The sequence below is a fragment of the Stenotrophomonas maltophilia genome (genome assembly GCF_013464485.1).
GTDB classification, from domain to species: Bacteria; Pseudomonadota; Gammaproteobacteria; order Xanthomonadales; family Xanthomonadaceae; genus Stenotrophomonas; species Stenotrophomonas maltophilia_AW.
In genome coordinates this window covers 34015-47155 of record NZ_RAUX01000033.1, presented here as the reverse complement: position 1 = coordinate 47155, position 13141 = coordinate 34015, and the positions used below count along the sequence as shown (strand labels likewise).

Here is a 13141-nt window from a genome sequence, read left to right as displayed (position 1 = left end):
ATGGCCGAGCAGCATACCTATCAGGAGTTCGTGCAGCTCGCTGCGGAGATTGCCGACAAGACCGTCCGCAGTGATATCGAGCTGTTTGCCAAGGACGTCTACATCGACGGGGTCCAGCACTACGACCTGGACGCGCCGAGGCTCTACGACGAAGACGTGGCGATGGTTCGGGACGCGATCGAGTACATCGGCCTGCGCGGTGAGGGTGTCTTCCCGTGGATCATGCACCGCCATCCGCAGCATCCCAACCTGGTGCGGTTTGAAGACAAGGCGGCCCCGCTTCCCATCAAGGGCGCCGTCGCAGGAGTGGAGTTGGCCCATGGCTGAGATTACGTTGAAGCGCGAGGAGTCGATGAAGATCCTCAACAACCCCGATGCCAAACACGATGCCCGCGTGATTGCAGCGTGTGCTGTGGCGCTGTTTGAATGCTCGGATGACGGGCAGACGGCCGTAAGCACCAGGCAGATCGCCCACAAGCTCCTGCGCATGAGCGCTGCCGCGCTTGATGACTCTGCCGAGGAAGAGAGTCAGGGAGAGCGCAGCAATGGCTAACCGCCCCAGCCCCCTCACCCAGAAGGCACAGGTCCAGTCTGTGCTGGAGACTGGCGGGCGAATCGTGCAGCTGGATCGCCCAGGTTTGCTGCAGCTGCAAGACGCGGCCGGCGCGCCGATCCCAGCGTGGCAGAACGCTCTCCGCGCGGCACTGAATGATCGGCAGGAGGTTGCGCTGTGACTGCCAAGAAAGACCCGCGCCGTGCACAGATCGCCAAGATCCATCTGGCCGCTACCCAGCTCGGGCTGGACGATGCCACTTACCGGGATCTGTTGCGTCGCGTGACCGGAAAGGACTCAACCGCTCGTATGTCGGTCGGTGAGCGCGACCAGGTCATCAGCGAGCTGCGGCGGCTGGGATTCACCGGAGCCAAGAAGGTGGGCGGTAGCGCCGCCTTCCCGGGCCGGCCGGATACGGTCGATGACACCCCGATGCTGCAGAAGATCGAGGCGCTCTTGGCTGACGCCGGCCGTCCTTGGAGCTACGCACTGGCCGTGGCCAAACGCATGTTTCAGGTGGAACGCCTGGAATGGCTCAAAGGCGATCAGCTGCACCGACTGATCGCCGCCCTGCAGATCGACGCAAACCGAGGGAAGAAGAAGTGAGCAATCAAAAGCAGTTTGAAGAGGCAATGAGGGGCTCCACAAAGGAGGCGCTGCAGATGACGTTTGAGCGGGTCGCACAGCTCCCGCCGCCGCAGGTGTTCCCATACCTGACACAGATGACCCTGATCGCGGTTGAGCTGCTGCGAGCCGGTGGCCAGCGGGATGAGTTTGTACGGGAGTTTCTGGCTGAGGCGACACGCAGCCTGGACAACCCGCCCTTCCTCACGATGACGGACCTGCGGGTCAACTGACGAAGACCATGCTGAATACCTGGACTGAAACGAAGATGGAAGGGGGCGCACGATGAGCGCAAAGCGGGAAATGAAGGATTGCTGCATCGTGACCATTGGGTTCGTGCAGGTGCTGATGCCTGCCACCGACGGGCTCAAAGCTATGGCGCTCTTGCGCAATGCCGTCGAGGTCGAGCACGACATGGAGCGGGGCTTTGGAAACTGGGTTGCCGGCGAGCGGCCGCGCTGCGAGATGCAGATGGTCTCCCCGCGCAACGTCCGGGCATCGGTAGAGACGCCAGCGCCCACGGCCCGTACTCGGAAGCCGCGTCTGCTGGGGCATGAAGGATGAAAGCGACATGCCCCGAGTGTGGCTGCCAAGGCCACATCGCCACCTTCTTTGTCGAAGAGGACGGCAAGCGCCTGGCAATGACCATGGCCGAGATGCCCACTAAGGAGCTGGCAAAGGCAGTCCTGGGCTATCTCGGGCTGTTCAAGCCGCCGAAGAGTTCACTTCGACTGCAGCGGGCGGTAAAGATCGCCCAGGACGTGGCGGAGCTGGTCGCAACCGGTGACGTCTGCAAGGACGAACGCACGGGCGTTCGCCGCCCTGCAGGGCCAGCGGTCTGGACAGCGGGCATCGAGCAGATGCTCGCTCAGCGGTCGGCCATCTCGCTGCCGCTGGATTCGCACGGCTATCTGCGCGCCGTGGTCTACGGGTTGGCTGACAAGCAGGACGCGGCGGCGGAGCGCAAGCGCGAGGAAGACACGCGTTCGGGGAAACACCTGGTGCGCAGTACCGGAACTACCGGCATTGATCCCTCACCCAATGCAGAAACACCTTTGCAGCGCCAGTTGGCATGGATTGCTCAGATGGAGGAATTTGAGCAGTACACCGCTGCGGAAGCCGAGGAAGAGCGCCGCAAGGCCCATGAGAAATACGGAGAGGTGTGATGGTTGAACAGCGCGATCTGATCCGCATGCCCGAAGGCGAAGAAGCTGCCGCACTCATTGAGCGCGGTGGCATCGATCTGCCCGAGTCGCGATGGGCGGCTCAGTTGGTCGCGCTGGTGCAGGTGATGGAATTGGCCTTCCAGCGAAGCGGCGCGGACGAGGAAATGGCAACCAGGTACGCCCTGGCTGGCGTCCTCGCCCAGGCCGAGTATGCCGGTGGCCGAATGATGTACCTCCCGCGTGGGCAGCGCCTGCGCAACGCCCTCCGCGACGCCGAGATTTACAGGCGGGCCAAGCGCGGTAACATTCAGGAACTGGCGCGGGAGTATGGGCTGACGGATGTCAGCGTTTATCGAATCTGCCGCGAGCAGAAGGAGCTGCATCTTTCCAAGGTGCAGAGTCATTTTGACTTCAAGGAACAGGGGTAAGACATGAAGAACACGTTGCTGGCTTTCGCCTTGCTCGCCCTGGCGAGCTGCGCCAACCACACTGATAGCGCTGTGATCACCCAGGCCGGTGCCCAGGTGTCGGCGGCAGGCCAGTCGGGAAACCCGATCATTGCCGTGGAGAACCTGGACCAGCTGTCCAGCGTAGTGATGGAGTCTGCCGTACAGGCGGACATTTCCCTCATGCAGGCCAATGCCCTGATGCGCAAGGAACGGCTCACTCCGGGCCCGGCCTCGCTCGCCGACTTCGCCTTGTTGGCGCAGGACCGCAGAAAGGACATCGCCAAGAAGTACGCCGTTGCCATTCGCACGCTGCCAGAGTCCGATCTGCGCGCGGCAATGAAAGAGGATTTCTCGGCTCAGATGGCGTACTACGAAAACTTCCGCATGGTCCACATGGACGGGAGCCCTCAGTGGCAGGAGGGCGTCGTGCACGCCAAGCAGCGACTGACCGAGACAGCTGGCCGGGTGCGTGTTGAGATGGAACTGGCAGCCCCGTAACCTCGGCGTCTCCGAAGAAGCCCCGCGCATGCGGGGCTTTTTTTTTGCACTAACGGTTGTTAATCCCGATTCATCGGCCCTCGCGCGGAAGCTGTGTACCACGGGGGCGGCATGGCAGGAAGAATGCCGGCATCGCACCCGCTACCCACAACAGCGGAGTGCACATGCAACCCAACAACCCCTTCCTGCGATTTACCTCGGCCATCGGGTCGCTGCTCGACCGAATCGGCCATGTCTGGCTGTGGTTCGCCATCAGCCTGGCACTGCTGGCGATGGTGGCCCCGATCAACCCGGTGCTGGTGGCTTCCTATATCTGGGCCGCGTCCAAGCTGACGATGGCGGCAGCCGTTGGCTTTGGCTTGGACCTGACCGTCTTCCGTGGCGCTGATCCCCGGCACCTCCAGGATGGCCTGGAGAAGTCGATGGCGCAGACGCGCCGGGTGACGCTGATCGCCGCATGCATGATCGCGGCAGGGTTGATCGGATGAGGCGGCGCGACTACCCCGACCGGGCGCTGCGGCTGCTGGCGGCGGTGGTCCTGACGATGCTTGCAGTCCTGGCAATCGGCAGCTGTCGCACCGCCCAGGCTGCGGAGCCGAAGCGGACGGCAGTCCGTGTCGCTCCTGCATCGGCTTTGTACCGCCATCGTGTCGAACAGGCCGCAGCGCGAGCCTGGGGCGTGCACGGCAGTCCGGCGCGCCTGGCCGCGCAGTTGCACCAGGAGTCGGGTTTCCGTGCTGACGCGCGGTCGCCGGTCGGCGCCCAGGGCATCGCGCAGTTCATGCCCAAGACCGCAACGTGGATCGCGACGGTGTTCCCCAAGGATCTGGCGGCGTTCGACCCCTGGAACGCACAGCAGGCCATCCTGGCAGCGGCTCTGTACGACCGCTGGCTGCTCGACCGCGTTGCTGTGTACGGCGGTGGGACGATGTCCGAGTGCAGCCGCTGGGCCTTCACCTTCCGCGCCTACAACGGCGGCGAGAAGGCCCTGAACCGCGAGCGCAGCCTGGCATACGCGGCCGGCGCCGACTCCAACGACTGGCACCAGGTGGCCAAGTTCCGTGCCCGCGCCGACTGGGCGCACCGCGAGAACATTGGCTATCCGCGACGGATTCTGCTGGTGCTGGAACCGGCCTACATCGCGGCGGGCTGGCCAGGGAGTTCTCCATGTCAGTGACCCGGATGGAGTCCACGGCAGGAAAGCTCCTGGTCATCGCAGTGCTACTGGCCACGGCGATCGCCGCTGGCCTGTGGGCAGGTAATCGCTGGGCCGAGGGTGGCCGCGCCATCAAGGACCGCGCCGAACACCAGGCGTACATCAAGGACCTGGAACAACAGCTCACCCGGCTGCACACGCAGGCCGCCGATACGGCGGTTGCTTATGCCGAGGCGATCGACCGCATGAACACCATTGCCAATTCCCTGGAGCAAAACCGTGAAGAGAACCGCAGGTTCACTGAAGACCAGCGGGCGGCGCTGGAATCGTTGCTTGATCGGCGCCCTCAGTTGCGCGCTGTTCGCGTTGGCACTGACGTCCTGCAGCACTGGAACCGAAGCAATCAGGGCAAACCCACCACCGCCGCCCCCGCCCGCGATGCCGGCCAGCCTGAAACAGGAATGCCCGGAGCTGCCGATGGCACCCAACGACCTCCTGGCGACCCTGCTGGGCAATCACGACCTGGTGGCGTCCCTGTATCACGACTGCAGCGCACGGGGGCGGGCGTTGATCCTGGCCACGGACGACTGGGAGGCAACGGCATGGCAGTGGTACTGCCGGGCGCTGGAGCAGTCGCAGGTGCGAACGGCGGGCTGCGGTGATGGCGGGCGCAACCGAGAAGGACCTGGCAACCCTGCGCAACGAGTACCTCGACCTGGCACTGCGGTGCAGAACTGAAGCCAAGAAGATGCGCGGCGACCGCGCCGCCGCCCTGGAGGGCCAAGCGCGCGCCTACGCGGGCTGCGCGGCCGACCTCTTCGACCTGATCAATGGAAGGAAACACCCGAGTGCAAGACGACGCTGATATGGCCGGTGAGGTCGACGCAAGAGCCTGGGAAGAACACGAACGCAACCGGCTCGCGCGTGAGGCGTATCTGGCTGGACCGCCCGCAATCCTGACGCCGATGGATTGCGTGGACTGCGGTGCCAGCATCCCAGAAGCCCGACAGCGCGCCGTGCCTCGGACCCGCCGCTGCGTGACATGCGCTGGCGCGCTGGAGACCCGATGAGCGACCCCGTGATGGCCGGGCCGATGGTGGTGGGACTGCTGGTGCTGGTAACGGGCCTGGTGTCGATCAACCTGCTGGTGGGAATCGTTCTGTGGTGGCGCCACTCCGGCCTGGCCGACCGCGTCACAAAACTGGAGGTGCACTACCAGCATCACCTCTCGCACAAAGAAGTCCAGCAAGTTTTCGAGCGCCTGGCGAGTCTGGAGGGCCAACTCGACAACACCAACGCAATGCTGAAGACCGTCCATGAACATCTGTTGGAGACCGATTGAATGACCCACAAGACCTTTGCCGAACGCATGCGCGAAGACCGCCGCCTGGTGCTGCTGCGCCTGCTGGCAGAACAGAATGGCTACCGCGCCAACAGCTCCACGCTGCACGCGGGGCTGCATCACATGGCTGTGGCGGGCAGCCGGGACGATGTCCTTACTGACCTGACCTGGCTCGGTGAGCAGGGCCTGCTGCGGGTCAGCGAGGCGGTCCCCGGTGTCCTGGTGGCCGAACTGACCCAGCGCGGCCAGGACGTTGCCACCGGCATGACGTCCGTGCCCGGCGTCCGCCGCCCGAGCGCGCGGTAACGTCATGACTGCCCCACGTCGCGGAAAGTCCAGCATCCAGCGTCTGCCGCCCGAGCAGCGCGCCCATGTGGAGCGCCTGCTCCGCGAGGACCGCCTGACGTTGGCGGAGATGATCGCCGAGCTGCAACAGACGTTCCCAGGTGAGCCGGCAGCGGAAGTATCGAAATCGGCGCTGCATCGCTATCACCAGGGCATCTCAGCCATGACCGCCCGCATGCGGGACATCGAGGCTGCCGCCCAGGCGGTGGTGGGCGAACTGGGCGAAGGTGTCGGCGAGAAGGCCGGCGCACTGCTGGGCCACGCCATCACCACTCTGGCAACCAACGCGGCGCTGAAAGCGCACGAAAGCGACGAGACCAGCATCGAAGACATCCGCAAGTTGGCCCGTGCTGCAAACGACGCGATGAATACCCAGCGGATGAGCGTCAACGTCCGCCGTGCGATCGCGCAGGAAGCCCGCGAGGCCTTGCAGCGCGAGCAGGCCGCCAAGCTGGAGAACGTCGTCAAGTCGGGTGGCCTGTCCGAAGAGCGGGCCAACGAGTTCCGCAAGAAGATCCTGGGAATCGGCTGATGGTCATCGCAAGCGCCGTGCGCCCGAAGGCTGCGCCAACCAAGACTCCATTGGCAGAAGCCGTCCACCGGGCTGATCGTGCCAAGGATCTGCTGCGGGACGAACTGCCGGCATCGCTCGCCGTCGAGGTCAACAGCGCGATCGACGCCGTGCTGCTGAAGTACCAGCAGGACTGGGTTGCCGATGACAGCGACCTGAAGGTGGCCGAGAAAAGCCGACGCGTAGGCCTCACCTGGGCCGAAGCATCAGACAACGTGCTGACCGCCGCCAAGTCCCGCCAGGGCGGCGGGATGAACGTGTACTACATCGGCTACAACATGGACATGGCCATCGAGTACATCGAGGCCTGCGCCATGTGGGCGCGCGTGTTCAACCAGGTGGCCGAAGACGTCGAGGAAGGCGAAGAAGTCTTCAAGGATGGCGACGATGAAAAGTCGATCAAGACCTACACCATCCGCTTTGCCAGCGGCTTCCGCATCGTGGCCCTGTCCTCGCGTCCGGCCAACCTGCGCGGCAAGCAGGGCGTGGTGGTCATCGATGAGGCCGCATTCCACGGCGCCCTGGGCGAACTGCTGAAGGCCGCCCTGGCGCTGCTGATCTGGGGCGGCAAGGTCCGTGTGATCAGCACCCATGACGGCGATCAGAACCCGTTCAACGAGCTGGTGAACGAGATTCGGGCGGGTGGCCGAAAGGGCAGCGTCCACCGCATCACGTTTATGGAAGCTGTCGAGCAGGGTTTGTACGGCCGCGTCTGCATGCGCAAGGGCGCGGTATGGAACGTGGATGCCCAGGCCGTTTGGGTTGCCAGCGTCTATGCCTTCTACGGCTCGGCAGCCGAGGAAGAACTGGACGTTGTGCCAAGCCAGGGCTCGGGCGCTTGGTTGACCACCGCCCTGGTCGAACAGCGCATGTACGGCGCACCGGTCCTGCGCTACACCTGTCCCAAGGGCTTCGAGCAGCAGTCAGATAACGCGCGCCGCACCGCCGTCCAGGAATGGCTGGATCTGGAAGTCGGCCCGCTACTGGACGCACTGGACCCGGAGCTACAGAGCGTGTTCGGGCAGGACTTCGGCCGTTCGGGCGATTTGACCGTCATGGTGCCAGCGCAGATCGAGCAGAGCCTGCGTCGCCGCATCCCGTTCCTGCTGGAACTGCGGAACATGCCGCACAAGCAGCAGGACCAGGTGGCCCAGTACGTCATCAAGCGCCTGCCGCGCTTCGTCAAGGCAGCGGTGGATGCGCGCGGCAACGGCAACGCCGTGGCCGAGTTCCTCGCCCAGGAGTTCGGGTACAGCCGTGTCGCCCTCGTCATGGCAACGGAGACCTGGTATCGCGAGAACATGCCCCCGCTGAAGCAGGCGTTCGAGGACGACACCATCGCCGTCCCGCGCGACAAGGACGTTCTGGGCGACCTGCGCGCCATCAAGATGATAAAGGGCGTTGCCCGCGTGCCTGAGCGCTCCACCGGCAAGGACGGTGGGCAGCGCCACGGCGATGCCGGCATCGCCATTGCCCTCATGTACTACGCCAGCCGGCACCCAGGTGCGGAAATGGCTTGGACGCCAATGCCGCGCAGCAGCCGCGGCTACGACACCGTCTCTCATGACGGCGACGACCTCTCTATTCCGGAACCCGAAGCATGGTGATCAACTCCCGCATCCTCGGCCCCGATGGCCAGCCCCTCCGCATTGCTCAGCTAGCCGAGCCGCAAACCGCCCACGCGATCCAGCTACAGCGCGAGTTCCAGGGCCACCCCTCGCGCGGCCTGACGCCCTCGCGTCTGGCCGCGATCATGCTGGCCGCCGAGCAAGGCGACGTCATCCGGCAGTACGAGCTGTTCGAGGACATGGAAGAGCGCGACGCCCACATCTATTCCGAGATGTCTAAGCGCCGCCGCGCTGTGGCCAGCCTGTCTTGGAAGATTGCACCCCCAAAGAATCCCAGTGCGGCCGAGAAGAAGAATGCCGAGCAGCTGCAGGAAACGCTGGAGTCGCTGGACAACCTGGAGGGCATCCTCTTCGACACCACCGACGCGATCGGCAAGGGCTTTGCATGCCAGGAGATCGAGTGGCAGCGCTTGGGTGCCGAGTGGCAACCGAAGTCGATCCTGCACCGGCCGCAGAGCTGGTTCCAGCTCAAACGTGGCTATCAGCAGGAGATCCGCCTGCGCGACGGCAGTGGTGAGGGCGAAGCGCTCCAGCCCTACGGCTGGATCACCCACACCCATGGTGCCAAAAGCGGCTATCTGGAGCGCTCGGCACTGTTCCGGGTCCTGGTATGGCCATACCTGTTCAAGAACTACAGCGTCGGCGACCTGGCCGAGTTCCTGGAGATTTACGGCATCCCGATGCGCATCGGCAAGTATCCGCCAGGTGCATCCGAGAAGGAGAAGCTGACGCTGCTCCGGGCGCTGATGCAGATCGGCCACAATGCGGCGGGCATCATCCCCGAAGGGATGACCATGGATTTCCCTGCCGTTGCTGAGGGTGACCCCAAGGCGTTCGAGCTGATGATCAGCTGGTGCGAGCGCAGCCAGAGCAAGGCGATCCTGGGCGGAACGCTGACCAGCCAGGCTGATGGCAAGAGCAGCACCAACGCCCTGGGCGAGGTGCACAACGAGGTGCGCAAGGAGCTGAAGGACGCCGACGCCAAGCAGGTGGCCACCACGCTGACGCGCGACCTGATTTATCCGTTGGCGATGTTGAACGGCCTCCTTCCGCAGGGCGATCGCCGTCGCTGCCCGCGCTTCACCTTCGACCTCGCCGAAACGAAGGACATCGGCGCCTACGCGACCGCGCTGCCGCCCCTGGTGAAACTCGGCATGCGCATCAGTCCGACATGGGTACACACCGAGCTGGGCATTCCCGAGGCCGGCCCGGATGAGGCGGTGCTGGTCGACGGCGCCGACTCCGCTCCTGCAGGCGTGGCTGCGCTCACTCGCACCGGCCTGGCGGCGGCCACCTCGCAGGCTGCGCGTGGCAAGGACAGGGAAGACCAGTTGGCCGCCCTGGTGGGCGGTGAGATCGACCCGTTGATTGCCGACTGGGTCGAGAAGATCCAGCAGCTGGTGGATACCGCGCCGGACCTGGAGCACATCCGGCAGGGTCTGCTCGATCTGCTGCCCACGATGAGCGCCGATCAGTTCACCCGCGCCATGCAGCACGCCCTGGCGATCGGTGGCGCTGCCGGCATGTTCGATGCGCTGGAAGACAGCCGTGGCTGAGATCCGGGGCAACTTCGGCAGCCTCCCCGAGGCGGAGCGGTATTTCCGCGACAAGGTCAATCTGCCCACCCGGCGCTGGAACGACCTTTGGCAGGGCCAGCACGCACGGGCCTTTGTGGTTGCCGGTGCCACCCGTGATGCCCTGCTGACGGATCTGCGCGAGGCGGTGGATGCTGCGATCACCAAGGGCGAGACCCTGGAGGATTTCCGCGCAAGATTCCGCGACATCGTCCAGCGCAACGGCTGGGTCGGCTGGACGGGCGAAGGCAGTCCGGGCGGCCAGGCCTGGCGCACGGCGGTCATCTACAACACCAACATCCGAACCGCCTACCAGGCGGGTCGATGGGAGACCCTGCGCCACTTTCCCTACCTGCGCTACAAGCACAACACCGTGCGCAATCCCCGCGAGCAGCACAAGGCTTGGGACGGGATCATCCTGCCGTCGACCGACCCATGGTGGGACACGCACTACACGCCCAACGGCTGGGGCTGCCACTGCACGGTGATCGGCGTGTCGGAGGCCAAGATGCGCGCGATGCGCTGGAAGGTCAGCGAACGGCCTGCCTCTGTCCTGGGCGACCCGCCACCGGAGTGGGCCTATCACGTGGGGCATGCAGCCAACGGTCGCCAGATCGCCGATGCTGCCTTGGCCAAGGACGCGGCGGCGAAGTGGTCCGAGCTGCCGGGCAAGACCGCTGCGGAGTACGGACGACCGGCGCAGGTTCCGCTTGATGCTGCCGCAGCTCAGCCCCTGGCCAGCGGCATCCGAGACCCGCAGCGTGTGCGCCAGGTATGGCGCGAGCTGTACGGCGAGACCTCAACCCTGCGCGATCCTGCAGGCGACCCGGTGCTGTTGACCGACCAGGTGATCGAGCACTGGCTGGAGAAGCCCTCGCGCTTGGATGGTCGGGAGAAGTACCTGCCGCTCCTGGCCGAGACCATCCAGGCGCCGTTCGAGATTTGGGCCAACTTCGCCCAGAACGACGCCGGCAAGGTCGGCCTGCGCCGCTACTACGTCAAGCGGGTTGAAGTGACCGAGGGTGAAGGCGCGGCGGCGAAGCGCTATGCGTTGACCGTCATCGCCGAAGTGCTGCCAGGCGGCGTATGGGGCTCGTTCGACTTCTTCCGGGGCAACAAGCCACAGCCGCGATCGCGGCAAGGGGTGTTGGTATGGGGAAGGTCGGAAGGATGAGCCTTTGCTCACAGACGCGCCAGCTCGCTCTGCGGCGCTTCCTGCAGGGCCTCGGGGGCTGGCCCACCCTGTGGAAGGATTGCGGCTCTGGGGCCGCTACACCAGGGGCGGCTGGTCCCTGGTCCGTGGCCGGAGAATACCATGGCTGACGAGCCCCTGATTCTCCAGGTAGATGCCGACCAGGCGCAGCGCTGGTTTGGCGAACTGCACCGCCGCAGCGCCGACCTCAGTGGCCTGATGGCCCAGATCGGCGAAGACCTGACCGAGAGCACCCAAGCCCGATTCGACACGGGCATCGGCCCTGACGGCGTCGCCTGGCAGCCACTGGCAGATGGGTCAGGCCGCACGCCGCTGAACGCGACGCACCGCACCAGGGATGGCATCCATCCCCTATCGGGCGTGGACTGGGTGGAGATCCGCGCCGACTCCAGGCAGGCCAGGTGGCACCAGGAGGGCACAGACCCGTATGTCATCCAAGCCAAGCCGGGCAAGGCGCTGTTCTGGCCAGGCATGCAGATGCGTACCGGCAAGGACGGGAAGGAGTCGCCGGGGTTCGTCAAAAAGGTCAACCATCCAGGACTGCCCGCGCGTCCCTTCCTGGGCATCAGCGAGACCGATGCCGAGGCGATCGAACAGCTTGCCGTTGCCTGGCTGGACTTGGACGCAGAAGCCGGAAATTTGCCCCCCGCCTAAAACGGCCCCACAGGGCCCCTGAGACCCCCTGAGCGCGGCCACCGTCCGAGGCCACCCCGTCCGAGGCGCTCAGGGGCGATTTAAACGCCTTTCAAACGCTGTTGCGGTCGGCAGTGAAGGTGGCGTTGCGACGAACGGCCGATTTTTTGCAGAACGTGTACAGTTTGGGCTCGATGGCGCGAGGGCAGTTGCCCCCCATCTGCACTAGCGGATGTTAATCCCGATCCGCTCAGTCGACCGGCCAATCTGGCTGGGATGACCAAGCCAGCCCAGACCCCCATGCCCTTGAACGTCGCGATCGCCGCGTGCAGCTTCAAGCTGCCGCTGAGCCTTGCCGATGACGGAACCATCGAAATGCAGCTGACGCCTGCAGGCGAGTTCCGGCCCAACGATGGCCGCGAACTGCCGGTATCGGCCTGGTACATCGATGCGGCGGTGGCCGAACGCGTCATCGCCCGCTTCAACGCCAAGAACAAGCCGCTCGTCGTCGATTACGAGCATCAGACCCTCAACAAGGAAACCAACGGGCAGCCTGCGCCGGCCGCTGCCTGGATGCGTGCGCTGCAATGGCGCGAAGGTTCCGGCCTCTGGGCTATTGCCCGCCCAACGGCTCGCGCACTCGCTGCAATCGACGCCGAGGAGTACCGCTACGTATCGCCGGTCTTCCGCTTCGATGAGAAGACCGGCGAGGTGCTGACGATCGAGATGGCCGCCATCACCAACACCCCCGCGATCGATGACATGCAGGCCCTATCCCTGCGTGCGGCTGCCACGTTCGCGTTCCATACCGACACAGAGGACCACCCAATGAATGCCCTGCTCGCAGCAATCCTGGCTGCACTGAAACTGCCCGACACCACCACCGAAGAGCAGGCCATTGCCGCCTGCAGCAAGCTCGGCCCGAAGCTGGCCACGCTGGAGAGCCTGACCACCGAGCTGGGTGTTGATGAAGGCGGCGCGCTGGCTGCCTGTTCGGCCCTGAAGGCGGCGTCCGCCAAGCCGGACCCGACCAAGTTCGTGCCGCTGAGCGCGGTGGAAGAGATCCGTGGCCAGCTGGCCGCGCTCAGTGCGGAGCGCACCAACGAGAAGGTCACCGCCTTGGTCGAGCAGGGTCTGGCCGAAGGTCGCATCCTGCCCGCCTTGAAGGAGTGGGCCACTGACCTGGGCAAGTCCGACATTGCCGCGCTGAACAAGTATCTGGCCAGCGCCCCGGCAATCGCCGCTCTCAGCCAGACCCAGACCCAAGGCAGGAAGCCAGGCGGCGCCCAGGGCAAGGATGAGCATGGTCTGGATGCGGGTGAGCTGGCCATCTGCTCGGCGACCGGCATCAGCCCGAAGGACTTCGCTGCCGCCAAGCCAGCCGCCTGA

The 13141-nt window shown here is 65.1% G+C and carries 21 protein-coding genes; all 21 read left to right on the top strand.

Annotation, left to right across the window (positions count from 1 at the left end; genetic code table 11):
- The 21 genes from D7Y61_RS15295 to D7Y61_RS15195 all read left to right on the top strand — a co-directional run bounded on the left by D7Y61_RS15295 (nt 1) and on the right by D7Y61_RS15195 (nt 13141).
- Nucleotides 1–327: a hypothetical protein gene (locus tag D7Y61_RS15295; protein ID WP_180867406.1), complete on the top strand. Its 327-nt coding sequence runs from the start codon at nt 1–3 to the stop codon at nt 325–327.
- Nucleotides 320–553: a hypothetical protein gene (locus D7Y61_RS15290; protein ID WP_180867402.1), complete on the top strand. Its 234-nt coding sequence runs from the start codon at nt 320–322 to the stop codon at nt 551–553. Before D7Y61_RS15295 ends, D7Y61_RS15290 begins: the two co-directional genes overlap by 8 nt.
- Nucleotides 554–730: 177 nt before the next feature.
- Nucleotides 731–1159, top strand: coding sequence for a phage protein GemA/Gp16 family protein (locus D7Y61_RS15285; protein ID WP_180867400.1), 429 nt, complete (start codon nt 731–733; stop codon nt 1157–1159).
- Nucleotides 1156–1410, top strand: coding sequence for a hypothetical protein (locus tag D7Y61_RS15280; RefSeq protein ID WP_180867397.1), 255 nt, complete (start codon nt 1156–1158; stop codon nt 1408–1410). Before D7Y61_RS15285 ends, D7Y61_RS15280 begins: the two co-directional genes overlap by 4 nt.
- Before the next feature lie 52 nt (nt 1411–1462).
- Nucleotides 1463–1741, top strand: a complete 279-nt coding sequence (locus D7Y61_RS15275) for a hypothetical protein (protein WP_180867394.1) — start codon at nt 1463–1465, stop codon at nt 1739–1741.
- On the top strand, nt 1738–2343 hold the full coding sequence (locus tag D7Y61_RS15270; protein WP_180867391.1) for a hypothetical protein: 606 nt from the start codon (nt 1738–1740) through the stop codon (nt 2341–2343). The genes D7Y61_RS15275 and D7Y61_RS15270 overlap by 4 nt, the downstream gene beginning before the upstream one ends.
- A complete protein-coding gene (locus D7Y61_RS15265) occupies nt 2343–2771 on the top strand; it encodes a Mor transcription activator family protein (RefSeq protein WP_180867388.1) in 429 nt (142 codons plus the stop codon). The genes D7Y61_RS15270 and D7Y61_RS15265 overlap by 1 nt, the downstream gene beginning before the upstream one ends.
- 3 nt (nt 2772–2774) lie before the next feature.
- On the top strand, nt 2775–3290 hold the full coding sequence (locus D7Y61_RS15260; RefSeq protein ID WP_180867386.1) for a hypothetical protein: 516 nt from the start codon (nt 2775–2777) through the stop codon (nt 3288–3290).
- A 164-nt stretch (nt 3291–3454) separates the two neighbouring features.
- Nucleotides 3455–3778, top strand: a complete 324-nt coding sequence (locus D7Y61_RS15255; protein WP_180867383.1) for a hypothetical protein — start codon at nt 3455–3457, stop codon at nt 3776–3778.
- Complete coding sequence (locus tag D7Y61_RS15250) at nt 3748–4467, top strand: transglycosylase SLT domain-containing protein (RefSeq protein ID WP_180867380.1); 720 nt, start codon at nt 3748–3750, stop codon at nt 4465–4467. Before D7Y61_RS15255 ends, D7Y61_RS15250 begins: the two co-directional genes overlap by 31 nt.
- A complete protein-coding gene (locus D7Y61_RS15245; RefSeq protein WP_180867367.1) occupies nt 4458–5108 on the top strand; it encodes a hypothetical protein in 651 nt (216 codons plus the stop codon). Before D7Y61_RS15250 ends, D7Y61_RS15245 begins: the two co-directional genes overlap by 10 nt.
- Nucleotides 5108–5311 (top strand): hypothetical protein, encoded by a 204-nt coding sequence (locus D7Y61_RS15240; protein ID WP_180867365.1) that lies wholly within the window; start codon nt 5108–5110, stop codon nt 5309–5311. The genes D7Y61_RS15245 and D7Y61_RS15240 overlap by 1 nt, the downstream gene beginning before the upstream one ends.
- Nucleotides 5277–5516 carry a TraR/DksA C4-type zinc finger protein gene (locus D7Y61_RS22805; RefSeq protein ID WP_430543714.1) on the top strand — a complete coding sequence of 80 codons (240 nt, stop codon included), beginning with the start codon at nt 5277–5279 and terminating at the stop codon, nt 5514–5516. The genes D7Y61_RS15240 and D7Y61_RS22805 overlap by 35 nt, the downstream gene beginning before the upstream one ends.
- On the top strand, nt 5513–5788 hold the full coding sequence (locus tag D7Y61_RS15230; protein ID WP_049451767.1) for a hypothetical protein: 276 nt from the start codon (nt 5513–5515) through the stop codon (nt 5786–5788). The genes D7Y61_RS22805 and D7Y61_RS15230 overlap by 4 nt, the downstream gene beginning before the upstream one ends.
- Nucleotides 5789–6094 (top strand): VpaChn25_0724 family phage protein, encoded by a 306-nt coding sequence (locus tag D7Y61_RS15225; protein WP_049451766.1) that lies wholly within the window; start codon nt 5789–5791, stop codon nt 6092–6094.
- Nucleotides 6095–6098: 4 nt separating this feature from the next.
- On the top strand, nt 6099–6665 hold the full coding sequence (locus D7Y61_RS15220) for a phage protein Gp27 family protein (protein ID WP_180867362.1): 567 nt from the start codon (nt 6099–6101) through the stop codon (nt 6663–6665).
- The gene (locus D7Y61_RS15215) at nt 6665–8311 is read left to right on the top strand and encodes a hypothetical protein (RefSeq protein WP_258010384.1); all 1647 of its coding nucleotides are present in this window, start codon (nt 6665–6667) and stop codon (nt 8309–8311) included. The genes D7Y61_RS15220 and D7Y61_RS15215 overlap by 1 nt, the downstream gene beginning before the upstream one ends.
- Nucleotides 8305–9888, top strand: coding sequence for a DUF935 domain-containing protein (locus D7Y61_RS15210; protein ID WP_180867359.1), 1584 nt, complete (start codon nt 8305–8307; stop codon nt 9886–9888). Before D7Y61_RS15215 ends, D7Y61_RS15210 begins: the two co-directional genes overlap by 7 nt.
- Nucleotides 9881–11080 carry a PBECR2 nuclease fold domain-containing protein gene (locus tag D7Y61_RS15205; protein ID WP_180867356.1) on the top strand — a complete coding sequence of 400 codons (1200 nt, stop codon included), beginning with the start codon at nt 9881–9883 and terminating at the stop codon, nt 11078–11080. The genes D7Y61_RS15210 and D7Y61_RS15205 overlap by 8 nt, the downstream gene beginning before the upstream one ends.
- A 141-nt stretch (nt 11081–11221) precedes the next feature.
- A complete protein-coding gene (locus D7Y61_RS15200; protein ID WP_180867354.1) occupies nt 11222–11773 on the top strand; it encodes a phage virion morphogenesis protein in 552 nt (183 codons plus the stop codon).
- Nucleotides 11774–12028: 255 nt separating this feature from the next.
- Nucleotides 12029–13141, top strand: coding sequence for a phage protease (locus D7Y61_RS15195; protein WP_258010382.1), 1113 nt, complete (start codon nt 12029–12031; stop codon nt 13139–13141).